General features: G+C 66.4%; 21 protein-coding genes and 1 pseudogene. 12 read left to right on the forward strand and 10 right to left on the reverse strand.

Features of this window, described 5'->3' with window-relative positions:
• The first annotated feature begins 99 nt into the window (after window positions 1-99).
• Window positions 100-615, forward strand: coding sequence for a hypothetical protein (locus ACZK45_RS01695; protein ID WP_478445344.1), 516 nt, complete (start codon window positions 100-102; stop codon window positions 613-615).
• A gap of 70 nt (window positions 616-685) precedes the next feature.
• Here ACZK45_RS01695 and ACZK45_RS01700 read toward each other — a convergent pair whose 3' ends face one another.
• Complete coding sequence (locus ACZK45_RS01700) at window positions 686-1,852, reverse strand: PQQ-dependent sugar dehydrogenase (protein ID WP_478445345.1); 1,167 nt, start codon at window positions 1,850-1,852, stop codon at window positions 686-688.
• Window positions 1,853-2,020: 168 nt separating this feature from the next.
• Here ACZK45_RS01700 and yiaA point away from each other — a divergent pair, with 168 nt between their 5' ends.
• Window positions 2,021-2,473 (forward strand): inner membrane protein YiaA, encoded by a 453-nt coding sequence (gene yiaA, locus ACZK45_RS01705; protein ID WP_180838570.1) that lies wholly within the window; start codon window positions 2,021-2,023, stop codon window positions 2,471-2,473.
• A 52-nt stretch (window positions 2,474-2,525) separates the two neighbouring features.
• Here yiaA and ACZK45_RS01710 read toward each other — a convergent pair whose 3' ends face one another.
• The 6 genes from ACZK45_RS01710 to ACZK45_RS01735 form a co-directional block, all read right to left on the reverse strand.
• The gene (locus ACZK45_RS01710) at window positions 2,526-2,855 is read right to left on the reverse strand and encodes a hypothetical protein (RefSeq protein ID WP_032130379.1); all 330 of its coding nucleotides are present in this window, start codon (window positions 2,853-2,855) and stop codon (window positions 2,526-2,528) included.
• Window positions 2,856-2,996: 141 nt separating this feature from the next.
• Window positions 2,997-4,292 carry an APC family permease gene (locus ACZK45_RS01715; protein WP_032130380.1) on the reverse strand — a complete coding sequence of 432 codons (1,296 nt, stop codon included), beginning with the start codon at window positions 4,290-4,292 and terminating at the stop codon, window positions 2,997-2,999.
• Window positions 4,289-5,050, reverse strand: coding sequence for a L,D-transpeptidase family protein (locus tag ACZK45_RS01720; RefSeq protein ID WP_293796620.1), 762 nt, complete (start codon window positions 5,048-5,050; stop codon window positions 4,289-4,291). Before ACZK45_RS01720 ends, ACZK45_RS01715 begins: the two co-directional genes overlap by 4 nt.
• 15 nt (window positions 5,051-5,065) lie before the next feature.
• Window positions 5,066-5,914, reverse strand: a complete 849-nt coding sequence (locus ACZK45_RS01725) for a MurR/RpiR family transcriptional regulator (protein ID WP_180838749.1) — start codon at window positions 5,912-5,914, stop codon at window positions 5,066-5,068.
• Window positions 5,915-6,434: 520 nt separating this feature from the next.
• A complete protein-coding gene (locus tag ACZK45_RS01730) occupies window positions 6,435-7,529 on the reverse strand; it encodes a dipeptide epimerase (RefSeq protein WP_032130035.1) in 1,095 nt (364 codons plus the stop codon).
• On the reverse strand, window positions 7,530-8,966 hold the full coding sequence (locus ACZK45_RS01735; protein ID WP_478445346.1) for an SH3 domain-containing protein: 1,437 nt from the start codon (window positions 8,964-8,966) through the stop codon (window positions 7,530-7,532).
• 132 nt (window positions 8,967-9,098) lie between these two features.
• On the opposite strand from ACZK45_RS01735, the gene ACZK45_RS01740 reads away from it, so the two are divergent.
• The 9 genes and pseudogenes from ACZK45_RS01740 to hglS all read left to right on the forward strand — a co-directional run bounded on the left by ACZK45_RS01740 (window position 9,099) and on the right by hglS (window position 20,040).
• Window positions 9,099-10,589 (forward strand): transglutaminase-like domain-containing protein, encoded by a 1,491-nt coding sequence (locus tag ACZK45_RS01740; protein ID WP_478445347.1) that lies wholly within the window; start codon window positions 9,099-9,101, stop codon window positions 10,587-10,589.
• Window positions 10,590-10,640: 51 nt separating this feature from the next.
• The gene (locus tag ACZK45_RS01745; RefSeq protein ID WP_049461772.1) at window positions 10,641-13,664 is read left to right on the forward strand and encodes a TonB-dependent receptor; all 3,024 of its coding nucleotides are present in this window, start codon (window positions 10,641-10,643) and stop codon (window positions 13,662-13,664) included.
• 55 nt (window positions 13,665-13,719) lie between these two features.
• Entirely contained in the window at window positions 13,720-15,273 is a 1,554-nt protein-coding gene (locus ACZK45_RS01750) for a serine hydrolase domain-containing protein (protein WP_478445348.1), read from the forward strand.
• The gene (locus tag ACZK45_RS01755; RefSeq protein ID WP_478445349.1) at window positions 15,206-15,919 is read left to right on the forward strand and encodes a M15 family metallopeptidase; all 714 of its coding nucleotides are present in this window, start codon (window positions 15,206-15,208) and stop codon (window positions 15,917-15,919) included. Before ACZK45_RS01750 ends, ACZK45_RS01755 begins: the two co-directional genes overlap by 68 nt.
• A 210-nt stretch (window positions 15,920-16,129) precedes the next feature.
• Window positions 16,130-16,501 (forward strand): hypothetical protein, encoded by a 372-nt coding sequence (locus ACZK45_RS01760; RefSeq protein WP_012509861.1) that lies wholly within the window; start codon window positions 16,130-16,132, stop codon window positions 16,499-16,501.
• 232 nt (window positions 16,502-16,733) lie between these two features.
• Window positions 16,734-17,144: an EF-hand domain-containing protein gene (locus ACZK45_RS01765; protein ID WP_004139214.1), complete on the forward strand. Its 411-nt coding sequence runs from the start codon at window positions 16,734-16,736 to the stop codon at window positions 17,142-17,144.
• Window positions 17,145-17,239: 95 nt separating this feature from the next.
• Window positions 17,240-17,992 carry an HAD family hydrolase gene (locus ACZK45_RS01770; RefSeq protein ID WP_032130030.1) on the forward strand — a complete coding sequence of 251 codons (753 nt, stop codon included), beginning with the start codon at window positions 17,240-17,242 and terminating at the stop codon, window positions 17,990-17,992.
• A 31-nt stretch (window positions 17,993-18,023) separates the two neighbouring features.
• A pseudogene (locus tag ACZK45_RS01775) lies at window positions 18,024-18,509 on the forward strand (hypothetical protein); the annotation flags it as partial.
• 166 nt (window positions 18,510-18,675) lie between these two features.
• The gene (hglS, locus tag ACZK45_RS01780; protein WP_478445350.1) at window positions 18,676-20,040 is read left to right on the forward strand and encodes a 2-oxoadipate dioxygenase/decarboxylase HglS; all 1,365 of its coding nucleotides are present in this window, start codon (window positions 18,676-18,678) and stop codon (window positions 20,038-20,040) included.
• A gap of 162 nt (window positions 20,041-20,202) precedes the next feature.
• Here hglS and ACZK45_RS01785 read toward each other — a convergent pair whose 3' ends face one another.
• On the reverse strand, window positions 20,203-21,717 hold the full coding sequence (locus ACZK45_RS01785; RefSeq protein ID WP_012509864.1) for an acetyl-CoA hydrolase/transferase family protein: 1,515 nt from the start codon (window positions 21,715-21,717) through the stop codon (window positions 20,203-20,205).
• Window positions 21,718-22,101: 384 nt separating this feature from the next.
• On the opposite strand from ACZK45_RS01785, the gene glnE reads away from it, so the two are divergent.
• Window positions 22,102-24,897, forward strand: coding sequence for a bifunctional [glutamate--ammonia ligase]-adenylyl-L-tyrosine phosphorylase/[glutamate--ammonia-ligase] adenylyltransferase (gene glnE, locus ACZK45_RS01790; RefSeq protein WP_478445351.1), 2,796 nt, complete (start codon window positions 22,102-22,104; stop codon window positions 24,895-24,897).
• Window positions 24,898-25,266: 369 nt separating this feature from the next.
• On the opposite strand, the gene ACZK45_RS01795 is transcribed toward glnE, so the two are convergent.
• Complete coding sequence (locus ACZK45_RS01795; RefSeq protein ID WP_107432970.1) at window positions 25,267-25,827, reverse strand: queuosine precursor transporter; 561 nt, start codon at window positions 25,825-25,827, stop codon at window positions 25,267-25,269.
• 75 nt (window positions 25,828-25,902) lie between these two features.
• Entirely contained in the window at window positions 25,903-26,418 is a 516-nt protein-coding gene (locus ACZK45_RS01800) for a hypothetical protein (protein ID WP_478445352.1), read from the reverse strand.
• Between the last annotated feature and the right edge of the window lie 23 nt (window positions 26,419-26,441).

The raw sequence follows: 26,441 nt of genomic DNA on the forward strand, positions 1-26,441 counted from the left end.
GTTTGTGCCACTAACGACTTAATCCCCTCCGTCCCCTTTTTGTTGTCCTCACCGCGGCGGCGCTACCATCGGTGTTCTTGAACCGATGGATGCCCGCGCATGCGCACGATCGCTGTGTTGATTCCCGCCCTGTTGCTGGCGGCCTGTTCGCAGCAGGCACCGCCGCCGATGGAGGCCAGTGCTGCGGCGACGCCTGCGGCTGAACCGGCGAAGGCTGCTGCCGAGCCGGCCGGCGCCGCACCGACGGATGCGCCCGCGGAAGACGCGCGCGCGCGCATCGAGACGCTGCTTGGTGATGCCGCGCAGTACGAGAAGGTGTTCAACGCGTTCAAGACCGCGGTGGTCGGCGGTGATCACGCTGCGGTGGTGGAGGAAGTGCGCTTCCCGCTGAATATCGCTAACGGAAGGAAGATCACCGGCCCCGGTGAGTTCCAGCGCAACTACGAGAAGATCATCACCCCGGCGGTGGTCAAGGCGGTGTCCGGGCAGGACTTCGGCAAGGTCTTCGTCAATCAGCAGGGTGTGATGATCGGTGACGGGCAGGTGTGGTTGAACGGGCAGTGCCTGGACAAGGCCTGCACGAAGACCGAGGTGAAGGTCATCACCATTCAATGAACGCAGACGGCCCGGCGTGCGGGGCCGTTGCGGGCAAACATGCCGGCCAGCGGCCGGCACTACCATCCTGTCAGGTTTTCGGGGTGAGCTTCAGCAGGCGCGCCTTGTTGCCGTCTTCCAGCAGCCACAGTGCGCCATCCGGCCCCTGTTCCACTTCGCGGATGCGTTCGCCCATGTTGAAGCGTTCGGCTTCGCGCGCGCTGTCACCATCGAATGCCACGCGCACCAGCGAGGTGGAGGACAGGCCACCGATGAAGCCGCTGCCCTTCCACTGCGGGAACAGGTTCCCGCTGTAGATCACGAAGCCGGCCGGCGAGATGACTGGCGTCCAGGTCACCTTCGGGGCGGCGAACTCCGGGCGGGTATCGTGGTCGGGAATCGGGCGGCCATCGTAGTGGTTGCCGTTGGAGACGATCGGGTAGCCGTAGTTGGCGCCGCGCACGATCAGGTTCAGCTCGTCGCCGCCGGCCGGGCCCATCTCGTGCGCCCACAGCTTGCCGTTGGCATCGAAGGCCATGCCGAGGATGTTGCGGTGGCCAAGCGACCACACCTGCGCGGCCACGCCGCCCTGCGAGGCGAACGGGTTGTCGGCCGGCAGGCTGCCATCGTCGTTGAGGCGGATGATCTTGCCGAGGTTGCTGCCCATGTCCTGCGCCGGATCGAACTTCTGGCGCTCGCTGGAACTGATCCACAGCTTGCCGTCCGGGCCGAAGACGAGGCGGTGGCCGTAGTGGCCCTCACCACTGACCTTGGGGCTCTGCCGCCAGATCACCTTCAGGTCCTTGAGCTGGCCGGCACCGTTGGCGTCCAGCGCCAGCGTGGCACGGGCCACGGCGGCACCGCGGGTATCCAGCGTGCCTTCCTCGGCGTAGCTGAGGTAGATCACGTGGTTGCTTGCGAACTGCGGGTGCAGGATCACATCGCCGAAACCACCCTGGCCACCGTAGGCGACCTTCGGAACGCCGGTGATCTCGTGTTTCTGGCCGCTGGCCAGGTCCAGATGCTGCAGCTTGCCGCGCTTTTCGGTGACCAGCAGGCTGCCATCGGGCAGGAAGGTCATCGCCCAGGGCTGATCGAAGCGGCTGACTTCGGTGGCGGTGAACGGGCGTTGATCGGCGGCGGTGGATGCAGTGGCCGTGGCTTGGGTGCCGCTGGCGGCCGGGTCGGCGGCGTTGCAGGCGGAGGTGGCGAGGATCGGCACCAGGCCGAGGGTGAGCAGCAGGGGTATGCGGGTCATGGGTATCTCCAGGACGGGGATGCGGATGGCCGGGCTGTCCCTTGTATACCACTTGCACGGTCATCGTCGTGGCCCGAAGGTCCCGCGCCCCCTGTGCGGCGGCAGCGGGATCGTCTAGGGTGGGCACGCCCGGGCAAAGCGTGCCCGCCTGCCTGCCAAGGATCTGCAATGAGCACAGCCATGCCCCACAAGCCGTCCACTGCCTTCATCGCCGCCTCCTGGGTGGCCCTGCTGCTGGGTGCGGCGGCCTACCTGATCGGCCTGTTCAACGCCACGATGGCGCTCAACGAGAAGGGCTACTACCTGACCCTGCTGCTGTTTGGCCTGTTCGCGGCGGTGTCGCTGCAGAAGAGCGTGCGTGACCGCGTCGAGGGCATTCCGGTCAGTGGCCTGTACTACGCGCTGTGCTGGTTCGCGCTGCTGTCGGCGCTGATGCTGCTGCTGGTCGGCCTATGGAATGCCACCCTGGCGCCGAGCGAGAAGGGCTTCTACGGCATGGCCTTCGCTCTGTCGCTGTTCGGTGCGGTGGCGGTGCAGAAGAACACCCGCGACCTGATCGCCGCCGGTGGCGGTGAAAGCAAGCGCAGCACGGCCGTGCCGCCGCTGCCGGAACAGGAGTGATGCAGCAACGGTAGCGCCGGGCCATGCCCGGCGTTGCCGCATATCGGGTCCGTCAGGGGCCGCGTGCCAGGCGCGGTTCCACCTGCTGCGCTTCCTCCCAGCCACGGCGCACGGCACTGCGTGCCTGCGCCCAGTCCAGGCGGCTGCGGCCGCGTTCGCTGGCCCAGCGTGATTCCAGCTCGCGTTCCACTTCCTCGTAGGCGCGGATCATGTCCTGCGCACGTGCGGCGTGGCCGATGCGGTAGGCCGGCTCATAGTCCTCGAAGAACAGCTGGTCGTCGTAGTACGGCTCGGCGGTGTAGCGCTCGCGCCAGTAGTTGCTGACCGCATCGCGCGGTGTGCTGTCGTCCGGTACGCGGCCGGGAATCTGGTACTCGGTCATGGAAGGGCTCCGTTGTTGACGAAGCCTGATCGTGCCTGTGCGGTGGTTAATGGCCCGGTCCGGCAGCGTGAAGGGCGAGTCTGTAGAGTCGAGCCATGCTCGACTCATGCACCCCAAATCCCAGTCGAGCATGGCTCGACTCTACAGTTCGGGCTTTCGCGGCAACTTGTAGATCACCGCGCCGATGGCGAAGGCGACCAGCGCGGCGGCGATGTTCTGCCAGCTCGCACTGGCGAACAGCGCAACGCACAGCAGCAGCGCCAGCACTGGAATAAGCGGGCCACCGGGCAGCTTCAATGCACCGGGGCGGTCGGCGTAGCGCTTGGCCAGTACCAGTACTGCCGCGGCGGTACCGATGTAGGCGAACAGGCGCGTGGTCATCGACAGCAGCGCCAGCTGCACGAACGAACCGGACAGCGCCAGGCCGAGTGCGATCAGGCCCTGGCACAGGATCGATGCGGCCGGCGTATGGAAGCGCGGATGCACCTGCGCCAGGATCTTCGGCCCGTAGCCATCGCGCGCCAGCGCGAACAGGAAGCGCGGGCCCATCATCATCGTGTTGCTGTTGGTGCCGAGGATGGAAATGGTCGCGCCCACGGTGAGGATCAGCGCGAGTGCCTCACCACCGAAGCCTGCGGCGGCATCGGCCAGCGGCGTGGCCGAACTGGACAGCCCGGCCAGCGTGCCCTGCGCCACCACCTGCACCGCTCCATAGATGACGGTGACGGTGATGATCATGGTGATCAGCGCGAACGGAATATCGCGGCGCGGATTGCGGTACTCGCCCGCAGCTGCCGGGATGTTCTCGAAGCCGGCGTAGGCGTACAGCAGCAGCAAGGCGGCTTCGCCCATGCGCTGCAGGTCATGCGGGTCAGGGCGCTGGCCGGAGAAGGCCAGCTGCGGATCGATGTAGAACGCACCGATGGCCACGAACAGCAGCAGCGGCAGCATCTTGCCGATCACCAGCACCACGCCGGTGCGCGCGGCCGAGCGCACGCCGATGATGTTGACGCCGGTGAGGAAGCCCAGCGACACCACGATCACCGCGATGCGGCCCATGCCGGCGCCGGCCCACGGCCAGAAGCGCGCGACCGCATCGGCCAGTGCATTGCTCAATGCGGCCGCCGAGCTGATGCGGGTCAACCAGATCATCCAGCCGATCTCGAACCCGGCGAATCGCCCGAACGCCTCACGGGCATACAGGTAGCTGCCACCGGGTTCATCGAAGTAGCTGGCGGCCTGCGCGTAGCACAGCACCAGCAGGGCAACGACGATGCCGGCGGCGACCACGCCCCACAGGCTGAAGGGGCCGAGCAGGGCGACGGTGGCGGCCGGCAGCAGGTAGATGCCGCTGCCGATCACATCGTTGATCGACAGGCCGACGATCTGCCAGCGGCTGACCGCGCGCTGCAGCTGCGGTTCGTCCTGCGCGCTCAACGGGCGTCTCCGCTCAGTGCGGGCAGCTGCCACTGGGCCTGCAGGCGCTTGTACTCGGCGCGCGGCAGCAGCACGAAGCGCGGCGTATCCTGCGGGCGCAACCAGTCCAGCAGGGCCTGCATGCGCGCCTGCGGCATGGCGGTGCAGCCGGCCGTGGCCTCGCCGGGCTGGCGCCACAGGTGGGCGAAGATGCAGCTGCCCTTGCCGGGCTGGTTGTCCGGGTTGTGAGCGATGACGAAGCCTTCCCGGTAGCGCACGTCGCCCTTGTTGTGCAGGTCCAGCCGCATCGGCTCGGTGGAGCCCTTGACCGCTGCACTGCCGACCTTCTTTTCATCCACGATGCGGTTGTAGAACGGAGAGCCGGGCACATCCATGCAGTAGCTGCTGTCCAGCATCGGCTGGTAGGGCATGGCGGTGCCGGGGCGTGTAACGGCATAGCCGAACGCGCTGCCCAGCGCGAACACGCCGGCCGGGCTGCGGCCATCGCCTTCCTGTTTCTGCGGGCCGTCGGCCTGCGCCGGATGCAGGCCCAGCCCCCAGGCGCTGCCGGTACGGCCGAGCGCCACCGGGAACGCCTGCCCATGCGCATGCCAGCCGTTGCCATCGCGCACATAGGCCTGCAGTTGCCCCTCGGTGCTGTCCCAGCTTTCGCTGGTGACCACGATCAGCTGGCGCGCGCCATCCAGCGGCGCGGCGTGGGTGGACATCGCTGCAGCAAGCAGCACGGCAGTGGTGGCAAGGCGGACCAGCGATTTCATCAACGTGCGCTCCGGTCAGGAATCCAGCAGGTGGTCGATCCGCTCCAGGTTCACCGCCAGTTGCTGCTTGCGGTCCGGATTGGCGTGGCAGAGCAGCACGAACAGGAAATCGAGCAGCGCGTGCATGGCGCTACGGTACAGCAGCTGCGCGACCTGCGGCGTGCGGTCGTGCGCACACACCACCAGCGTTGCATCGGCATGCGCGCGCAGCGGGTTGGCGGTGTGGCGGGTGATGGAAATCACCTTGCCACCCATGTCCTGGAACTGCCGCGACAGCTGCGAGAGCTGGGGCAGGTTGCCGAACTCGGAGAACATCAACAGCGCGTCACCGGGGCGCGCGGCCGACAGGTTGGCCAGCATCAGGATCGGGTCGGTATGCGGCACCACCAGCAGGCCGAGCAGCGACAATCGCATGGCGAACTCACGCGCGTACAGGCCGTCGTCACCCAGGCCGTACACGAACAGCTTCGGCGCGCCGTCGAGCAGCTGCACGATGCGCTCGATTTCCCCGCGCGGGTTGGCCTGGCGGGTTTCCTCTTCGGCTTGTGCCTTGCTGCGGCGCAGGGCCTCGCCCAGGCGCAGGTAGTCATCGCCGCTGTCGGGTTCGCTGGGCGCCTGCTGCGGGTCGGCACCGGCGCGAGCCACATCCTGGCCGATCGAGTACTTCAGGTCCGGGTAGCCCTTGAAGCCGAGCTTCTGGCTGAACTTCACCACGCTGGACTGGCTGATGCCCAACGCGCTGGCCAGCTGCTGGGACGAGTAGTCGCGCAGCAGGTGGGCGTTGTCGAGGATGAAGTCGGCGATGCGGCGCTCGATGGCCGACATCTGCCCGCGCTCGGAACGGATCTTCAGCAGAGGCGGCATGCGGGGAGTCCGGGCATGTGTAGGCGCATTGCGGTTGGTCGCGTAGAGCGTGTCATGGAGTGGGTCGGGCGGGTGGGGTTTGCAGGGGACGCCGTGAATCCGTCCATGGAGGCTTGGCCGCCGCATCCATGCGGCGGACACCCCTGCAAACCCCACCCGCCCGACCCCGGACACATCGCGCGCGTGCCAGCCGCGAAGGGGTTGCGGGGTAGAGCAGAAGCAGGAGCATCCACGCATGGCGTGGATCTACCCGGAGCTGCTGTTGAGTCCGCCTTCAAGCGAGCCGAGCACCGCAGGTCCGGCGAGGGCGAAGAGGCGCGGGTGTCTGAGCGCAGCGAGTTCCGCGCCGTCCCTCGCCGGACCGAGGAGCACAGGGCACCGACGTGCGCAGCACGTCGGCTCGCGGCCGGCGGAGCGTTTCTTTTGGTTACTTTTCTTTCCGCAGAAAGAAAAGTAACGCCCGACCAGGCATCAGATAAGCACGGCCCTTGTAGAGTCGAGCCATGCTCGACTGCGCGGTTCAACCCAGCATCTCCAGCCCACGCACTTCGGTGATGCCCAGCCCCGGCACGTCGCTGATGCTGATCTCCGATTCGTTGAAGTGCACGCCGCCACTGACAGGGTCGAACTGGCCCAGCGAGGGGCCGTCGAGGTCGACCTTGGTGATCACATCGCTCTTGGCCACCGCCAGGTGCACCGCCGCGGCCACGCTGATGCTCGATTCGATCATGCAGCCGATCATGCAGGGCACGCCATAGATGCCGGCGATGTCGGCGATGCGGATTGCGTTGGACAGGCCGCCGGTCTTCATCAGCTTGATGTTGATGATGTCGGCCGCGCGCTGCTGGATCAGGTCCATCACCTGGCTCGGGCTGAACACGCTTTCGTCGGCCATCACCGGCGTGTTGACGCGGTCGGTCACGTACTTCAGGCCACTGATGTCGGCGGCCTTTACCGGCTGCTCCAGCAGTTCCAGCACCACGCCGGCTTCTTCCAGCGTGCGCATTGCGTGCACGGCCTGCTTGGCGGTCCAGCCCTGGTTGGCGTCCAGCCGCAGCAGGGCGCGGCCTTCCACGGCGGCGTGGATCGCCTTGACCCGTTCGATGTCCAGACCGATGTCCTTGCCGACCTTGATCTTCAGCGACTCGAAGCCGCGTTCGATCGCCGACAGCGAATCGGCCACCATCTTGTCGATGTAGTCCACGCTGATGGTGATGTCGGTGGTGATCACCGGGTCGCCGCCGCCCAGCATCTGGTACAGCGGCGCGCCATGCAGCTGTGCCCACAGGTCGTACAGCGCGATCTCCACCGCCGCCTTGGCGCTGGTGTTGCGCTCCATCGCGGTCTGCACCAGACCGCACAGGCGATTGAGGTTGGCCACGTCCTGGCCGATCAGGCGCGGCGCGATGAAGTGACGGATCGCTTCGATGATCGAGCCGTGGGTATCACCGGTGATCACCGCGGTGGCCGGCGCTTCGCCGTAGCCGGTGTGGCCGGTGTCGGTGCGGATCAGCACCACTACGTCTTCCACGGTTTCCACCGTGCGCAGGGCGGTCTTGAACGGTGTTTTCAGCGGCACGCGCAGCATGCCCAGTTCGATGGCAGTGATCTTCATTCAGGGGGTCTTGGCACGCAGGCGTTGGATGTTGGTGATGCGGTCGATGTAGCGGACGCTGTCGCTGGCCATCATCGGCTCCAGCGGGGTGACCGAAACACCATTGAGGTGGGCCTGCACACGCTTGCCGTCAGCACCGAACCAGCTGCCGCCCGCCGTATCGTGGATCACCCAGGTGCGGCCGTCGACGTGGCCGATGGCCATCATCACGTGGCCGGGGATGTAGACCAGATCGCCCACCTGCAGATCGGTGACGGCGCGGTCGCGCACGGCCTTGCCGTCCTTGCCGGTGAATGGCACGCGGTCCAGCGCCGGGCTGACCGCCTGCGCGCTGGTATTGCGCGGTAGGAGCACGCCGAAGCTGCGGTAGATCTCGGAAACGAAACCGCTGCAGTCGCGGGTGTCGTAGTCGTGGCCCCAACCGTAGCGCTCGCCGAGGAACTTGAAGGCCTGCTGCAGCAGCAGGCGTGGGGTCAGCGGCAGGTAGTCGGCGGCGGTGTCCTGCGAGCGCGGCAGCAGCGCCGGTACCAGTTTCAACCGGCCATCGGCTTCGCGGACCGGCAACTGCACCACCCACGCGGCGTGCGCCTGCTGGCCGTTCACCGGCTCGGCAGCCGGCCAGTCGGCCAGCACCGGCAGGCGCACGCCCATGTCCAGCTGCAGGCGCGAGACACGCGGTTCTTCCGGTGTGTAGGCGGTCTGTGCGGTGGCGCCGGTGACGATGCGGTAAGGCCCCTTCGCGCCGTAGCCGAGCACGGTGGCTTTGTCGCCGCTGGCGATGGCATCGGCCTCGATCCACGCGCTGTAGCGTTCGCTGTGCACGAACAGCCAGCGGCCATCGGCGCTGCGATGGACCGCGGCGACCTTGTCGCCGGGGAACAGAGCGGATTCCTGGAAGCGGTCGATGTCGGTGTCGCCGACGGTGCTGAAGACGCGCTCGCGGGTGGGGAAGGTGCGCAGCGCGGCGCGCTTCACCACCAGCCCGTATTGCGGTGTCGTCTGCGCGGGAATGGACTGCAGGCCCAGATTGGCTTCGGTCGCGCTGCGCAGTGCCGTCGCAATGGCCTGGCCCTTGTCGTTGTACAGAGTGCGGGTGGGCCAGCTCGACAGCGAGGTGATGCTGGCACGCACCGCCGCCGCATCAAGCTGCTCGGGCAGTGCGGCGATGTCCTGGATGTGGCTGTCCTGTGACCGCATCCGTGCGTTCTGTGCCTCGATCTGGCTGCGGTCCAGGATCGGCACGTCTGCGTTGTCCAGGCGCGCGGCCCAGTACTGGGGGGTGAGGTAGGCCTCGTGCAGGCCGATCACATAGGGCAGCGGCGCGCCCGGGTCGGGCGGCGGGGCCGCCTGTGCAAAGGCCGGTGCGGCCAGCAGGCACAGGGCCAGGGTCAACCGGCGCGGCCAGTGCCGGCGCGGTTCGCGGGAAGCCAGGATCATGCGCTGCACACCCTCCTCGAATGCTTGTTGGAATATTTATTCCTTTCTACGTCGAAAGCAAGAATAAATTATTGACCGGCCTCCCGGCCCGTGTTACACAGCCGTTACCACCCGCGCTGGGGAAGTGTCGCTGTGGATCCTGCCGTTCGCAAACCACGTCTGCCTGCCACTGCCGGCCTGTGTGCCGCGCTGCTGCTGTGGGCGTGGTCGGCGGGAGCGGAGCCGCCCCCCTCGGCCATCCAGTTCGCGCGCGTCGTGCAGATGATCGACGCGGGACGGTTCTTTGAAGCTCACAGCGAACTGAACACCTGGTGGGCCGCCGACGCGGCGGAGCCTGGCGTCAGTTTCGACGACATCGCGTTCCAGGAAGAACGCATGCGCCGCATCCGCCTGGATTTTTCCCTCGACGAAACCGCCGCAAAGTCTGCCGTGCGCCGCTGGATTCCCGACCTGACCGACGAGGAATTCGCGCGCTGGGATCAGCTCGGCCTGATTGAGCATCTCGACATCGATGGCACGCGTTGGTATTTCAAGCGCGCACCGTCGAACCTGTTCCTGCTCAGCGATGAGGCACGCGCACGCCGCCGCGCGGATGCACCGATGTCGCCGCCGGGCCCGAACGAGGTGCTCAACGCGCACCACGCGCGCGTGCTAGCCGCAGCCGAACAGAGTGGCCAGGCGTCGGTACTGCCGCAGCGCATTGAATTCACCCAGTCGCTCACGGTGAAAGCCGATGCCGTCCCGGCCGGCGAAATCGTGCGCGCCTGGATTCCATACCCGCGCGAAATACCCGGCCAGCAGGAGCAGGTGCAGTGGCTGGGCAGCACCCCGGGCAAGGCGCGCGTGGCGCCAGCCAGCACCCTGCAGCGCACGGCCTATCTGGAAGCCAAGGCGGTGGCGGGGCAGCCGACGCGCTTCGAGGTCCGCTACGCGGTCACGATCCTGGCCCGGCATACCGCGATCGATCCGGCCAAGGTGCAGCCGACACCGGCCGATCCGGCGCTGAAACCCTACCTGGCCGAGCAGCCGCCGCACGTGCGATTCACGCCGGCACTGAAGCTGTTCTCCGACCAGGTGCTGCAGGGGGAAACCCGCCCGTATGAAGTGGTGCGCAAGCTGTTTGCTGCCGTGGATCGCATTCCATGGGCCGGTGCGCGCGAATACTCCACGATCAGCAACATCAGCGATTACGCGCTGCGTGCCGGACATGCCGACTGCGGCCAGCAGACGCTGTTGCTGATCGCGCTGCTGCGCCTGAACGGTATTCCCGCACGCTGGCAGTCGGGCATGGTGTTCTCCGGCGATGGCAGTGGTTACAACAACCTGCATGACTGGGGGCAGGTCTACCTGGCGCCGTATGGATGGCTGCCGATGGACGTGACCACCGGCGCACTGGCCAGCGACGTGCCGGCCCTGCGCGATTTCTACCTGGGTGGCCTCGACGGCTACCGCATCGCCTTCAACGACGATTTCGGCCAGGCCCTGGTGCCGGCCAAGCAGCACTTCCGCTCGGAAACGGTCGACTCGCAGCGCGGCGAGGCCGAGTGGGCAGGCGGCAACCTGTACTTCGACCAATGGAGCTACGACTTCCAGTGGCGGGTACTGCCAGCCGGGCAACGCTAGCGCGACACATCGCATTCCACACCATTCAATTCTTGCAGGAGAGAGCAGGGGATGAAGGCTTACAGCATCAAGCGGGCGGCGTTGTGCGTCGCCCTCGGGGCGTGTCTGGGCGTGATGCTGCCCGGCACCGCAATGGCGCAGAACGTGAGCGGCGCGGTGGCGGGCCGCGCCACCGCCGGTGATCAGGTGACCGTGGTCAGCAACAGCACGGGCCTGACCCGCTCTGTCACGGTCGGTGCCGATGGCAGCTATCGCCTTGGCCAGCTACCGGTGGGCGACTACCAGTTGCAGCTCAGCCGTGATGGCCAGAAGCTGGGTGATCAGGTTGCTGTCAGCGTCGCGATCGGCGGCACCACCACGGTCAATCTGGCAAGCGGCGGCGGCGTCACCAATCTCGATGCACTGCAGGTGGTCGGCACACGCGTGGTCAATCGCGTGGATGTCTATTCCACCGAAACATCCTTCAACATCAATCGACAGGAAATCTCGCGCCTTCCTGTGGCGCAGGACCTGTCTGCGGTCGCACTGATGGCGCCTGGCGTGGTCGGCGGCAACTCGTCCTTTGGTGGCTTGTCCTTCGCCGGCTCGTCGGTGGCTGAAAATGCCGTCTTCATCAATGGCCTGAATGTCACCGACATGTACACCCGTCGCGGCTTCAGTACCGCGCCGTTCGCCTTCTTCAAGGAGTTTCAGGTCAAGACCGGCGGATACTCGGTCGAGTTCGGCCGCTCCACCGGTGGCGTGATCAATGCGGTGACCCGTTCGGGCAGCAACGAGTTCGAAGGCGGCGTGGAAGTCACCGCTGAACCCAGTGCATGGCGCTCCAGCGGCGGCGACCACTTCCATCGTGATGGAACCCCGCATTCGTATGGCAGCCGCGACAACAACTCGTTCCTGAAGACCAACGTGTGGGGCTCCGGTCCGATCATCAAGGACAAGCTGTTCCTGTTCGCGATGTATGAAGACCGCAGTGACAAAGGGCACAACACCTCGTCCGATGGCAGTACCTGGTTCAAGAATGATTCCGGCAACGGCTTCTGGGGCACCAAGCTGGACTGGAACATCAACGACAACCACAGCCTGGCGCTGCTGGCGTTCTCCGACGAAGGTGACGTCACCAACGCCTCGTATGGCTACAACTGGAACGCAGACCAGCTCGGTGCATGGGGCGGTGATTCGGTCACCGAGACGGGTGGTCGCAACTGGTCGGCCACCTATACCGGCCACTTCGGCCAGAACTTCACCGCCCGCGCCATGGTCGGCCAGAACAACCAGCGTGCGTTCACCAATTCGTCGCTGGATCAGGCGTGCAGCCCGGTGTTCACCGACAGCACCTACGGCCCGCGCCTGGGCAAGCTGCAGGGCCTGCGCGCAGGCTGCCACCCCACCGGCACGGCAGTGGCCGAGCGTGACGATACTCGTGACGTGGCGCGACTGGACTTCGAATGGCAGCTGGGTGATCACCTGCTGCGCTTCGGTGTCGACCGTGAGTTGATGACCACAAAGCAGTCCACCCGCTACCCCGGTCCGACCGAGTTGAGCTACACGGCCTACGTAGCGCGACCTGGCGATGAAGTCTGGGACGGTGCCAATGCCTACGTGCCAGCAGGCGTTACCGAAATGCTGCGTGCGCGCAACCGCAAGTCGGGAGGCACGTTCGAGACTGAAGCCAATGCCTTCTACGTGGAAGACATCTGGAACATCACTCCGAACCTGATGCTCAACCTCGGCGTGCGCTGGGACCGTTTCGAAAACCGCACCGCCGCCGGCAAGGCGTTCATCAAGATGGACGACCTGGTCGCGCCGCGTGTGGGCTTCTCGTGGGACATGCGCGGTGATGGCAGCACCAAGCTCTTCGGCAACGCCGGCCGCTACTACCTGCCGGTTACCAACAACATCAACGTGAACTTCGCCGGTGGTCTCACCGACGAATACAGCTATTACGTGCTCAATGGCTGGGAACAGAAGACCTCGCCGACAGGCTCGCCGTATATGGCACCGATCGTCGGCCAGCAGATCGGGCCGACCGACACCCGCATGAACACCGGCGGTGCCGACCTGCGCCAGAGCGTGGACCGCGATCTCAAGGCGGTCTACCAGGACGAGTACATCCTGGGCTTCCAGAACATGATCAACCAGGCGTGGTCCTGGGGCGTCAACGCCACCTATCGACGGATGACCCGTGCGCTGGATGACATCCGCATCAACTACACCCCGTGCGGCCCGACCCCGAGCACGCTGTGGCCGATCGCCAATCCGGGCGAGAGCCTGACGATCTGGGGCGACAAGAGCATCGGTTGCGCCAACGAAGGCTGGATCACCATCGACACCGCCAACAGCGGCTATCGAAAGGGCGGCAGCGGCGAGGTGATCGGTTACTCCAAGCCCAAGCGTACCTACAAGGCGCTGGAGTTCCAGATCGACCGTGCATGGGACGAGAAGTGGATGTTCAACGCGTCCTACCTGTGGTCGAAGAGTGAAGGCAACTTCGAAGGACCAGTGAACTCCGATACCAACTACGGTGATACCGGCATGGTCCAGTTCTGGGACCACCCCGCCACCAACGAGCGCTACGGCGTACTGTTCAACGACTTCCGCCACCAGTTCAAGCTGCGAGCTGCGTACGCACTGAACAAGCAATGGTCCTTCGGCACCACGTTGCAGGTGCAGTCCGGTGGCCCGATCACTGCGTATGGCGTGATGTGGCCAAACGACTCCATCGCCGGTGGCAGTACCTCCAGTGAAGGTAGTGGCGGTGGCACCGGTTGGCTGTGCGTGGCCAACTGCTCCGGCCCATACAACCAGCGACAGTTCGAGTACAGTCCGCGCGGCGCGTTCGGTCGCCTGCCATGGACGTGGACCATGGGCGCCAATGTGACGTGGCGTTTGCCGGTGGAAGGCATCGACCTCAGCGCACGGCTGTCGGTCTACAACCTGTTCAACAACCAGAAGACCATCAACGTGCACCAGCGCTATGAAGCGCAGCCCGGCCAGTACCGCGAGGCGACGTTCGCCACCGGGACGCGCTGGCAGGCTCCGCGCTATACACAGTTGGTGGTGACCTGGAATTTCTGAGGCTGCATCCCGTGCCGTCCGTGTGGGCGGCGCGGGCATTGGAAGGGAAGCATGCATGCATCATCTGCTGATCCTCGCGGCGGCACTGGCCGCACCCTCCCCTTCGGCGGTCGATACCGCATCCATCGATGCCGATGTCGCCGCCGTGGTCCGGGCCGAGCATCTCCCCGGGCTGGCGATGGCGGTGGTCGAGAACGGACAGGTGGTCTATCGCCATGCCGAGGGCGCGCGTGGCGATGGCGCCCGCATTGACGAGGACACGCTGTTCAAGATCGCCTCCAACAGCAAGGCGATGACCGCCGCGTTGCTGGCGCGGCTGGTGCAGCAGGGCAGGCTGCGCTGGGATGACCCGGTGCGGCGGCACCTGCCCGGTTTCCGCATGCATGACGCATGGGTGGGCCAGCAGATGCAGGTGCGCGACCTGCTGATCCACAACAGCGGCCTCGGCCTGGGTGCCGGCGACCTGATGCTGTGGCCGGAACCGAACACGTTCACCCGCGCCGACATCATTGCCGGACTGGCGCACTTGAAGCCGCTCAGCAGCTTCCGCAGCCACTATGCCTACGACAACCTGATGTACGTGGTGGCCGGCGAAGTGGCCGCTGCGGCGGGTGGCAAATCGTACGACCAGTTGATGCGAGAGCAGGTGTTTGAACCACTCGGCATGACGCGCTGCCAGGTGGGGGCCTGGTCGGTGAAGCGCGTAGGCAACGTCGCGCAGCCACATGCCTGGCGTGGTGATCGCAATGAGGTGGTGAACGCTGACGGTGCCATCAGCCCGGACCTGCCGTCCATGGCGGCAGGAGGCATCCGCTGTTCGCTGCGCGACATGACGCGCTGGATGCAGGTACTGCTTGATCCTGCCGTGGTGCCGGATTGGTTGGACAGTGAACAGCGCCGCACGTTGTGGACATTACACATGCCGATGCCGCTGGGTGAGCGCCAGCGGCGCTGGGACAACGCGCATTTTTACGGCTACGGCTATGGCTGGCGCGTTTCTGACATGGATGGGCAGTGGAAGGTGGCACACACCGGCACGCTGTCAGGGATGTACTCGTCGCTGGCGCTGCTGCCCGACCGCAAGGTGGGTGTGGTGATGCTGATCAATGGCGAAGGCGAGGATGCGCGTACCGCGTTGATGCAGGCCGCGCTGAAGCGCTTCACCGCAGCGGACGATGCGCGGCCTGCGATGGAGTACCTTGCCGAACTGAAGGCTGACCAGGCCGCTCGTGCGGCAACCGGGCATCAGCGGCCGCCGACGTCAGATGCGCAGCAGGCGTCGGCTTCCGATCTGCAGCGCTGGCAAGGCCGCTACACTGATTCGTGGCTGGGCCCCGCCTCGCTGTGCCCGGGCAAGGACGGCCTGCACTTCAGCGTGGACAAGTCGCCCCGGCTGCAGGCCACGGTGCTGCAGTTGCAGGGGCGTTGGCTGCTGCGCTGGGATACGCTGGGCGAAGACGCACAGGCTTGGCTGCAGCCCGGTGACGCTGCGCCGCCCACACTGGACCTGCGTGCCATCGACCCGGACATCGACTTCAGCTATGACTTCCAGGACCTGCATTTCACTCGTACTGGCGACTGCCCTGGCAGCGAGCGCCAGCGCCGCTGAGCCGCCGCGTGTTTCGCCGGCCACTGATGCCGCCAGCGCCGGATTAGTGGAGATCCGCACGTTGTCGCCAGGCATCGAGATGGACATCCGCTACGCCGGCGCGAACAACTTCACCGGCGCGCGCGTGCCGGGTTACGAGGCGCCGTCCTGTTACCTGCTGGCGCCGGTGGCGAAGGCACTGGCACAGGTGGAACAGGACCTGCGTGCGGATGGCTTTGGCCTGCGCCTCTACGACTGCTACCGGCCGGTGCGTTCGGTGCAGGCCTTCATGGCCTGGGTGAACGATCCGCGCGAGCGCTCGCGCAAGGCTCTGCAGTACCCGGATCTGGACAAGCCACGGCTGCTGGCCGACGGCTACATCGCCGAGCGCTCCGGCCACAGTCGCGGTGCCACGGTGGATCTGGGGCTGCTGGATTGCGGCAGTGGTGCATGTAGGCCGATGGACATGGGTACCGACTTCGATTTCTTTGGGCCACGCGCGCATACGCAGACGAGCGGGCTGAGTGCTGCGCAGCAGGCGAATCGCAAGCAGCTGGTGCAGGCGATGGCACGCCGTGGTTTCGTCAACTATCCGCAGGAGTGGTGGCACTACACCCTGCAGCCCGAACCGGACCCGGGCACCGCATACGACGTCCCCGTGCGGTAGGGACATCGGCAGAGGGGCGCTGCTGTTGGTAGGTGTCGACCTTGGTCGACACGGTAGATCCACACCATGCGTGGATGCTCTTCGTTCAATCATCGGAGTATTCGATTTCGATGGGGATTCATCCACGCATGGCGTGGATCTACCGGGGCTACCGGATTGGGTCCGAGGCAGATCCCTTACACTGGCCGCCATCCCACCGTTGCCCACCCGATGAACCTTCCCCTGCACTTCGGCCTGCTCGGTACCCTCGAAGCGGGCGCCATCGCCCTGCTGGTCGGGCTGCTGGTGTACTTCCTGTGGTCGCAGCTGTGCCGGCTGCTGCACTGGACGGTCGGCCACGCCATCGGCTGGTCGTGTGTCATCGCCGTGATCATCTCCGCCGGCATCGATGCCTGGAAGCTGTTCTACATGGGCATCGTGCGCCTGGAGTCGCCCCTGTATGCGCGCCTGTTCCTCGCCACCATCCACGATCCGAACGAACTCGGCAGCCGCGTGGTGCTGGAAATCGCCGGTGCGCTTGCCGGTGTTGCCCTCGGCTGGGTGATGTTCAGTTCGCGGTCATCGGCGCAGAACGTCGACTGACGCAGGTTTTTCGTTGGTTGCCGGTTAAATCAGGCAGCGCTGAATGCGCAACTTATGAGCCACTCACTTCGTGCTAACCACCGCGCTAAAGCATGCGCGTAGGCGAGTGGTTAATCGTGCGTGTTGACGCCGGTCGCGAGGCAAAATCGATTCAGAAACGCGGTGGCAGGGTAGGTGCCGTGCGGAGACAACACGCCGCGCAACACCACCCAATTGGTAGGAGACACCCCTGATGACTATTCGCAACCGCAAGCCCCTGATCGCCCTGATCGTCGCCGCCGGCAGCGTGCTGGCCATTCCGGCGATGGCCCAGTCGGCCAAGCAGCAGGCCGCGCAGGCACAGAATGAGGCCGCGCAGGCGCAGCAGTCGGCGGCACAGGCAGGGCAGGCGGCTGACCAGGCGACCAACGCGGCCGCAGCGGCTTCGGCACAGGCCAATGGCGGTGGCCAGACCTGGGCCAGCATCGATACCGATGGCAACGGCACCATCAGCAAGACCGAGGCGCAGGTGAACGCAGGCCTGGCCCAGGTGTTCGACCAGGCCGATACCAACAAGGACGGCGAGCTGAGCGCCGACGAGTACAAGGCCTACGTGGCCGCCCAGCAGGCCGGTGCAGGTGCCGGCGCGGCGCAGGGCCGCTGATCCACGCCTGATTCGGGAAGACCGGTGCATGGGGACCCGGGCGGCTGCGGCCGCCCGGGTTTTTATCGTCACCAGCACCCCTGTATCCTTGTGCGATGAACACCCCCACGCCTGCGCCGTCGCGCGCCATCGGCCTGGTCGGTTTTGACGGTGACGATACGCTGTGGAAGAGCGAGGACTACTACCGCAAGGCCGAGCAGGATTATCTTGACCTGCTGTCGCGCTACGTCGACGTGCATGACACGCAGACCGCGCGCCACCTGCTGGAAGTGCAGCAGCGCCATCTGGGTACCTTCGGCTACGGCGTGAAGAGCATGACGCTGTCGATGATCGAAGCGGCCATCGACATCACCGGCCAGCGCATCGAGGCCAAGGACATCCAGCGCATCCTGGACATCGGCCACGACACCCTGCGCCACCCGGTCGAACTGATCGACGGTGTGCGCGAAGCGGTGGCGGCCATCGCCGAGCACTACCCGGTGGTGCTGATCACCAAGGGCGACCTGTTCCACCAGGAAGCGAAGATCAAGGTCGCCAACCTGGCCGAGCTGTTCCCGCGCATCGAGATCGTCTCCGAGAAGGACCCGGAAACCTACGCCCGCGTGCTGGCCGAATTCGACCTGCCGATGCAGCGCTTCGTGATGGTCGGCAACTCGCTGCGCTCGGACATCGAGCCGGTGGTGACCCTGGGCGGCTGGGGCGTGCATACCCCGTATGCAGTGACCTGGGCCCACGAGACCCAGCACGGCGTGGCCGACGACGAACCGCGCATGGTCACTGCCGATACCGCCCATGATTGGCCGGCCGCACTGGCCGCGATCGAGGCCAAGGCCTCGGCGGCGGCCTGACAGGACCCGGCGGCTGCGGCAGAATCGGGGCATGAACGTCCGACTGCGCGCACTGTTGTTGTCCTTGCTGCTGGTGCCGGCCACCGTGCTGGCCCAGCAGACCGCCGAGCGTTCGGCGGCCTACACGGTGGAAACCGGTGACCGCTGGGTCGATGCCCAGCTGCAGGACATCAACCACTACGCCGAACGCTACCCCGACGCCTTCCTCGACGAGGTGTCGCGCTATGCCGGCGTACCGCGCGGCTACATCAGCGCGCTGTTCACCACCCATGGCTGGCAGGCCGGGGATATCTACTTCGCCTGCTTCTGGGCCAAGGCCAGCGGCCAGACCTGCCGCGACAGCGTGCGCGCCTTCAGCCAGGACCCGGAGGGCGGCTGGGAGGCGGTGGTGAAGCGCATGCCGACCAAGCCGGACAACCTGCACTACCGCGCGCTGCGCCACGCCATCGTGGCCAGCTACCAGCACTGGGACCGGCCGATCACCCTGGATGCCACCCTGAGGCGCCAGCTCAAGCGGTGCGGTCGCCGCCTGCGTCAACTGCACCCTTCCAGGCATCCGGAGGTTGCCGGTCAGCGGCCGGCACTACCGATTTCCTTCATGTTGCTCTGCATATCGCCGCCGCGCCGCGCTCCGGCGACAATACGGGTTCGAGCTGTTCCCCGTTCCCGTAATCGAGTGACTGATGAGCGCCTCTTTCGTTTCGCCTGATGTGATCCGCCGCCTGTTCGCGCAGGCCATGTCCCGCATGTACCGCACCGAAGTGCCGCTGTACGGCACGCTGGTGGAACTGGTGGAGCGGATCAACGCGCAGGTGCTTGACCAGGACCCGGCGCTGGCTGCGCAGCTGCAGCGCAACGACGAGCGTGCGCGCCTGGATGAAGAGCGCCACGGTGCGATCCGGGTCGGCACCGTGCAGGAACTGGCCACGCTGCGCCGCCTGTTCGCGGTGATGGGCATGTACCCGGTCGGCTACTACGACCTGTCCGTGGCCGGTGTGCCGGTGCATTCCACCGCGTTCCGCCCGCTCACCGGTGCCGCACTGGCGCAGAACCCGTTCCGCGTGTTCACCTCGCTGCTGCGCCTGGAGCTGATCGAAGACGAAGCGCTGCGTGCCGAATCGGCGCGCATCCTCGAACGCCGCCGCATCTTCACCGAGGGCGCGCTGGCGCTGATCGACCAGGCCGAGCGTGACGGCGGGCTGTCGCAGGCCGATGCCGGGCGCTTCGTCGATGAAGCACTGGAAACCTTCCGCTGGCATGGCGATGCCACCGTCGATCTGCCGACCTACCACGCGCTGCACAACGCGCATCGCCTGGTGGCCGACGTGGTCAGTTTCCGTGGCCCGCACATCAACCATCTGACGCCGCGTACGCTGGATATCGACGCTGCGCAGGCCGCGATGATCGAACACGGCATGGCCGCCAAGGCGGTGATCGAAGGCCCACCGCGCCGTGCCTGCCCGATCCTGCTGCGCCAGACCAGTTTCAAGGCGCTGGAAGAAGCCGTGCATTTCCCGGACAACGAAGGTGGCGATGCCGGTACGCATACCGCGCGCTTCGGCGAGATCGAACAGCGTGGCCTTGCGCTGACCCCGAAGGGCCGCGCGCTGTACGACCAGCTGCTGTCGCAGGCCCGTGATGCCGGTGGCGAAGGCAGTACCGGCGGCGACTACGGCCAGCGCCTGCAGGCGGTGTTCGCCAGCTTCCCGGATGACCACGACACGCTGCGCCAGGAAGGCCTGGGCTATTACCGCTACCAGCTGACCGACGCCGGCCGCGCCGCGCCGGAGCGCGTGGCCGATCTGCCCGCCGAAGTGCTGGTGGCCGCCGGCCTGGCCACCGCCGACCCGATCGTCTACGAGGATTTCCTGCCGGTCAGTGCCGCGGGCATCTTCCAGTCGAACCTGGGCGGTGAAGAACAGCGTGCCTATGCCGCGCATGCCAACCGCGAGGCCTTCGAGCAGGCGCTGGGCGTGGCGGTGAATGACGAGTTCGAGATCTACGAGCGGCTGCAGGCCGAATCGCTGGCGGCGCTGCGCACCGCGTGAAGGTAGAGCCGGCCGCTGGCCGGCTGTTCTGGGGAGCCGGCCAGCGGCCGGCTCTACCCGATGTCCGTGCCTGGGGTCATGGCGCTGCCCTCTGTAGAGCCGAGCCATGCTCGGCTGCCCAGGAAAGCAGTCGAGCATGGCTCGACTCTACAAAAGCGGGTCTCAGCCCTTCATCGTGCCGGTATCCAGCCAGCGCTGGTGCCACGACAACGCTTCCGGCAGCAGGTGCGGGGTGTGCTTGCCGTAGCTCTCGCGGCTGGCACGATCGAAGTAGTCCTGCAGCTGCGGGCGGAAATCCGGGTGCGCGCAGTTGTCGATCAGCACCTGCGCGCGCTTGCGCGGGGTCAGGCCACGCAGGTCGGCCAGGCCCTGTTCGGTGACGATCACCGACACGTCGTGTTCGGTGTGGTCCACGTGGCTGGCCATCGGCACGATCGCCGAGATGGTGCCGTTCTTGGCAGTGGACGGGCTCAGGAACGCCGACAGGAAACCATTGCGGGCGAAGTCACCGGAACCGCCGATGCCGTTCATGATCCGCGTGCCCATCACGTGCGTCGAATTGACGTTGCCGTAGATGTCCACCTCGATCATGCCGTTCATGCCGATGCAGCCGAGGCGGCGCACCAGTTCCGGATGGTTGGAGATCTCCTGCGTGCGCATGATGATGCGCTCGCGGTAGAAATCGATGTTCTCCTTGAACGTCTCGTTGGCCTGCGGGCTCAGCGCGAAGCCGGTACACGAGGCATAGCTCAGCACGCCGTCACGCAGCAGGTCGAGCATGCCGTCCTGGATCACTTCGGTGAACGCGGCCAGGTCGCGGAAGCCGCTCTTGGCCAGGCCGGCCAGCACCGCGTTCGGAATATTGCCCACGCCCGACTGCAGCGGCAGCAGGTTCGGCGGCAGACGGCCCTTCTTCACTTCATGCTTGAGGAACTCGATCAGGTGCGAAGCGATCTGCTCGCTGGTCGCATCGATCGGGCTGAACGGGCTGTTGCGGTCCGGGCCGTTGGTGCGCACCACGGCCACGATCTTGTCCGGGTCGCAGCGCAGCGCGGTGTCGCCGATGCGGTCGTTGGCGTTCACCAGCGGAATCGGCTTGCGGTGCGGCGGCAGCGCGGTGCCGTAGTAGATGTCATGCATGCCGTCGACGCCGGCCGGCTGCCATTCGTTGACCTCGACGATCACCTTCTTGGCCAGGTCCAGCCAGGTCTTGTTGTTGCCGACCGAGGTGGAGGGCACCAGCGAACCGTCTTCGCGGATGGCCGAGACTTCGATCACGGCGGTATCGATCTCGCCATAGAAACCGAACCACACGTGCTGGGCCACGTGGCTGAGGTGGATGTCGATGTAATCCAGCTTGCCCTCGTTGATGCGGTTGCGCGCATCCGGGTCGCTCTGGAACGGCATGCGCATGGCGATGCCATCGGCCTTGGCCAGCGCGCCATCGAGTTCCGGCGCGGTGGAGGCGCCAGTCATCAGGCTGATCTGGAAGGGCTGGCCCTGGGCATGCACCGCCTCGATGCGGCGGGCCAGTTCGACGGGAACGGCCTTGGGATACCCGGAGCCGGTAAAGCCGCTCATGGCCACGGTTTCACCGGGCTGGATCAGCGCGGCTGCGGCCTCTGCGGAGACCACGCGGTCACGAAGACGCGCGTTGGCGATGCGATCAACAGACATGACGACACGTGTTGCTGGGGGGAATTCCGATTATCGGCCATCCTCATCCGTACGGGGGGTTCTACCTTCGTGGAATGGCTTTTCCCGCAGGGGTCACCCAAACCCGCCGGTTTTGTTTTGCAGTGCAGCGTGCAAAGTGCTTTCGCAGCCCGCACGATGGACCTGCATCCCGACGTGGGGGAGGGAGCAGAGCCCGCTGGCAGTTCGCTGCAAGCGGGCTTTTTTATTGCCTGTCGTCCAGTATGAATACGCGGTCTCCATTATCGGTAGTGCCGGCCGCTGGCCGGCAACCCCAGTAACCTTCGGCAGGATCATCGGATCTGCCGGCCAGCGGCCGGCACTACCGGGTCCGTTGCGTCCCGGCCGGGTCGATACAATCAGCCCATGAGCCTCGCCACCGCTGACCTGCCCGCCACCCTGCAGCCTCTTGTCGACCGCGCCTTGGCGCGCCTGGCCCAGGTCCTGCCCGAGCCCATCCCGGCCAACCTGCTGCCGTTGCTGACCCGGCTGGCGGTGAGCAGCGACTTCGCGCTGGACACCCTGGTGCGGCAACCTGCCTTGCTGGCACAGCTGGCCGCGCCCGGCTGCCCGCCGATCCCGGCGCCGGTGCTCGATCCTCTGCAGCCCAGCGACTGGCCGGCGCAGATCCGGCGCTGGCGCACGGCAATGTCCACACGGCTGATCTGGCGTGACCTGGCCGGCCTCGACGACGTGCCGCAGACCCTCGCCGGTGCCACCACCTTGGCCGAGGACTGCCTGCGGCTGGCACTGGACGCCCTGCAGCAGGAATTCGCCCAGCGTCACGGCGTCATCGCCGATGAACACGGCATCCCGCAGCAGCTGGTGGTGTTCGGCCTTGGCAAGCTGGGCGGTGGCGAGCTCAACTTCAGTTCCGATGTGGACCTGGTCTACGCCTATCCGCAGGGAGGTGAATCCGATGGACCGCGTCCGTTGGCGGCGGAAGAATATTTCGCCCGTCTCGGCCAGCGCCTGGCCAAGCTGCTGGATGAAACCACCGTCGATGGCTTCAGCCACCGCGTCGACCTGCGCCTGCGTCCGTTCGGCAGCGCCGGCCGCGTTGCACTCTCGTTCGCGGCGATGGACCAGTATTTCCAGCGGGAGGGCCGTGATTGGGAGCGCTATGCCTGGCTGAAGGCGCGCGCGGTGGCCGGCGATATCGAGGCCGGTGAGGCGTGGCTGCAGACCCTGCGCCCGTTCGTGTACCGCCGCTACCTGGATTTCACCGCGCTAGACGGCCTGCGCGAAATGAAGGCGGCCATCACCGCTGAAGTCGCACGCCGCGAACTGCACGACGACATCAAGCGCGGTGCCGGTGGCATCCGCGAGATCGAATTCCTGTGCCAGGCGCTGCAGCTGATCCGCGGTGGTCGCGAACCGGCATTGCGCGAGCGTCGGCTGCTGGTGGCGCTGGACGCACTGGTGGCCGCCGGGCAGATCGCGCCCGAGGATGGCAACGCGCTGCGCGAGGCCTACCTGTTCCTACGCCAGCTGGAAAACCGCCTGCAGATGCTGCGTGACGCGCAGACCCATGTGCTGCCCAGCGATGCACTTGACCGCGAACGCATCGCTGTTGGGCTCGGCTACCCGGACTGGGAGGTGCTGCGCGCGGCGCTGGCCGTGCAGCAGCAGCGGGTCAGTACCGAATTCGCCGCACTGCTGGCGCCGCGCAAGGGCCAGGCCGCGCCCGATGCACTGGCCAACTACTGGCGCAGCCTGCCCGAAGGCAGCAACGCACCGCTGCTGGCCGAAGCCGGTTTCCTCGATGCCAACGGCGCCGACCAGTCGCTACGCGACTTCGCCCAGGGCACCGGCGTGAAGTCGTTGTCCGATGCCGCGCGTGCGCGGCTGGATCGCGTGCTGCCCGCGCTGCTGCATGCGGCCACGCGTTCGCCGCAGCCGGATGCCGCACTCAAGCGCGTGCTCGGCCTGCTGCAGGCGGTGCTGCGCCGGACCAGCTATCTCGCCTTGCTGGACGAACAGCCCAGCGCACTGGCGCGGTTGGTGGACGTGCTGGCGCGCAGCGCGCTGCTGGCCGAACGGTTGGCGGCGTATCCGCTGCTGCTGGACGAACTGCTGGACGTGCGCGTGTCCGGGCCGATGCCCGATGCCGCCGGCATGCTGGCGGAGTGCCAACAGGTACTGGCAGTGGAGGATCCCGAATCCGCACTGCGCTGGCTCAATGAAACGCGGCTGGCACTCAGCTTCCGCATGGCGATGGCCACGCTGGATGGCCGCCAGGGTGCGGTGGACAGCACCCGGCAACTGGCCGAGCTGGCGCAGGCCGTGGTGGTCACCGTGTTGGCGATGGCCGAAGCGGACATGCATGCCGCACACGGCGAGATTCCCGGCGGGCGCTTCGCGATCATCGGCTACGGCAGCCTTGGTGGGCTTGAGCTGGGCTTCGGTTCCGATCTGGACCTGGTGTTCCTGCACGACAACCCGGCCGGCGTGGATGCCAGCAATGGCGCGCGTCCGCTGGAGCCGGGACGCTGGTATGCGCGCCTCGCGCAGAAGGTGATGGCGCTGCTCGGTGCGGTGACCGCCGCCGGGCGCCTGTACGACATCGACGTGCGCCTGCGCCCGGATGGCGGCAAGGGTTCACTGGTGTCTTCGCTGGCCAGCTACACCGAATACCAGCGCGAACGCGCGTGGACCTGGGAACACCAGGCACTGGTGCGCGCGCGTGGCGTGGCCGGCGATGCCAGCCTGCTGGCCGACTTCGAGCAGGTGCGTGCGCAGACGCTTGGGCGTGAGCGCGACACGGGTGTGCTGTACGCGGACGTGCTGAAGATGCGCGGCCGCATGCGCACCGAACTGGACCGCAGCGATGCCGCGCGGCTGGACCTGAAGCAGGGTGCTGGCGGCGTGGTGGACCTGGAGTTCCTGCTGCAGACCGGCGTGTTGGCGCGTAGCGCCCGGCATGCAGCGCTGCTGCAGCCGCGCGATACACCTTCGTTGATCGATGCGTTGGCGGTTGCTGGTTTTCTGCCGGAAGACACGGCGCAGGCATTGCATGGAGCACATGCCACGTTGCTGGATGTTGGCCTCGCCTGCACGCTGGATCGACGTCCGCGACTGGCACCGACCACGCCCGCGATTGAAGAGGCATGTGCCGCGATTACCGCCGCGTGCATCGCCGCGGAGCTGCCGTTCGCCTGAGTGGGGGCACCCGCCAGCGCAATGGCCTGCTTTGGGTGGGTGCCGACCGTTGGTCGGCACAATCTGTCGGCAGCGATGAGTTCTGCTGGGCGTGCCGACCAACGGTCGGCACCCACCCGATCATTGGCCGGCGATGACCCGCTGTTGGTAGATGCCAACCTTGGTTGGCATGAATGCAAAGCGCCAACCAAGGTTGGCAGCTACCAGATCAGTGGCTCGGCGATGACCCGCCGTTGGTAGGTGCCGACCGTTGGTCGGCACCATCTGTCGGCAGCGATGAGTTCTGCAGGGCGTGCCGACCAACGGTCGGCACCCACCGGGTTCAAGGTGTGTGCCAACCAAGGTTGGCACCTACCAGAACAACGGCGGTCAGCTGGTGGTGCGCAGCGGCGCCATCTTCCACAACAGCGCGCGGAACGGGGCCAGCAGGCAGACGCCGATCGCCAGCTTCACCGCCAGGTCGCCGGCAGCCCAGCTCACCCACGGCAGGGTCGAACCGGCAAACGCGATCGACCAGAAAATGGTGGTATCCACCGTGGCGCTGCAGGTGGTGGCCACCATCGGTGCGCGCCACCAGCTGCCACGGCGCAGGCGGTCGAACACGGTGATGTCCAGCAGCTGGGCCACGATGAAGGCCGAGCACGAGGCAATGGCGATGCGCGGGGTGGCCACCCAGATCGACAGCAGCACCGCCACCGCGAAACCAATCCACGCCACGCGGCGGGCAGGGCCCGGGCCGAAGCGGCGGTTGATCAGGTTGCTGACCAGGAACGCGACCGGGTAACTGAAAGCACCCCACGTCAGCCAATCGTTGATCGGGTACTGCACCAGTACGTTGGACAGCAGCACCACCGCGCCCATGGCCAGCACCGCCAGCACCAGGGCGCGCGGGGTCAGCGGGGCAAACACAGGGGCAGGACGCACGGACATGGCGAGCCAGGGGGACAAAGGGGATCGCCCATTATCCGCCCGGCCCGCGGCAATGCCAAAACCGGCCGTTCAGCTTTACAGCGTTTCGCTCATCACATCGCCGACGGCATAGGCGGTCGGCACATAGGCCAGCGCCTGGCCCTGCGCGCTCTTCACGGTCCAGCCGGCACCCGCGTCGGTCGGGTCGAAGCGCACCTGCTGGCCGACGACGAAACCGGCAATCGGGTCATCGCCTGCAGCCGCCGGCCATTGCAGCGTTGCGGTCTGGTCGGCCTTGCCGGGCACCTGCAGGTGCACCTGGCGATCACCGGCTGGCGTGGTGGCGACCTGCTTCACTTCCATCGGTGGCAGCGGCACCGCCGGCGTGCGTGCGGCGACCTTGCCGTTGCGCTCGCTGGCCTTGAACGGGGCCTTGGACAGTTCGGCCAGTCCCATCGACGTGGCCAACGGAATCGACAGCACGATCAGCGACGTGACCAGCACGCTGGTCTGGCCGCTGTTCAACTGCGGCGCGGCGCCGGCATGGACGGTGGGCACCACCAGCGCCGAAAGCAGCAGGGCAGTGGCGGGAACGCGCAGGCAACGGAACATGGAGACCTCCTGGTCAGGGTGGG

It is taken from the genome of Stenotrophomonas sp. 63632_Sma (assembly GCF_056482875.1).